The sequence below is a fragment of the Idiomarina sp. UBA4206 genome (assembly GCF_002383015.1).
Taxonomy (GTDB): domain Bacteria; phylum Pseudomonadota; class Gammaproteobacteria; order Enterobacterales; family Alteromonadaceae; genus Idiomarina; species Idiomarina abyssalis.
This window is the reverse complement of the sequence record NZ_DFTS01000041.1, coordinates 34,006-34,904: the sequence shown is the minus strand read 5'-3', so window position 1 is coordinate 34,904 and position 899 is coordinate 34,006. Positions and strand designations below refer to the sequence as shown.

2 protein-coding genes are annotated in these 899 nt (G+C 47.4%); one reads left to right on the top strand and one right to left on the bottom strand.

What is annotated here, in order from left to right; genetic code table 11:
* On the bottom strand, positions 1-171 hold a 171-nt coding region (locus B3180_RS08835), incomplete at its 3' end, for a non-canonical purine NTP pyrophosphatase (protein ID WP_286844113.1).
* Between the two features lie 131 nt (positions 172-302).
* Between B3180_RS08835 and B3180_RS08830 the strand changes: the two genes are divergently transcribed.
* A partial coding sequence (locus B3180_RS08830) for a cation:proton antiporter (protein WP_286844082.1) occupies positions 303-899 on the top strand: 597 nt, incomplete at its 3' end.

Sequence of the window (899 nt, the reverse complement as noted above, 5' to 3'; positions counted from 1 at the left end):
GGCGTTTTCGACAAATGTGGTGCCAGTTTCGTCAGCTTCAGTGAAGTCCCAGTCGGACTGTGGGCGGACCTGCCAGTCGGCAGTAGCCTTCGTTTGACTTAACATATGACGTAACTCGGCAACTTTACCTGCATTACCGGTAGCCAGTACCAAAGTTTTTTGTGGCTTCATAAAACGGACCTGTACACTCATTATTAAGAGGCACAGGATAAAGGGTTTTAACGGGATTTGAAATCTTACATTAGCGTCTAAGTTAAACCTGTTATGATAAATAGGCAGAGACAGAGATAAGGAGATTCTATTTGGATTCGACTAACACCTTGATTTTACTGTGTGGCTTGTTGTTGGTTGTCAGCATTTTAGCCGCTGTGGCCTCCAATCGACTGGGAGCCCCTGTACTACTGACTTTTTTGTTAGTTGGCATGCTTGCCGGTGAACAAGGAGTGTTGGGAGTCGAGTTTAACAATCCGGATATCGCCTTTTTTATAGGCTCTGCTGCTCTGGTCATTATCCTTTTTGACGGGGGGATGCGAACTCACCCAGAACGCTTTCGGGTCGCCTTGTGGCCTGCCATTAGCCTGGCAACAATAGGTGTTGCCTTAACCTGTACCTTAGTTGCCTCCCTCGCTGTTTATTGGTTTTCTTTGCCCTGGCCTGCAGCTTTGCTTATGGGGGCGATACTGAGCTCAACTGACGCGGCAGCGGTGTTTGGTATATTTCAATCCAGAGGACTACAAATTAAAGAGCGGGTTGCCTCAACACTTGAAATAGAGTCGGGCAGTAACGATCCAATGGCGGTCATTCTGACTTTAACGATGACCGGCGCCGTAGCCAGTGGCAGTTTTCCAGATTGGTATTGGATAGGTCTTGATATTGTCTGGCAGTTAATTGGCGGTCTT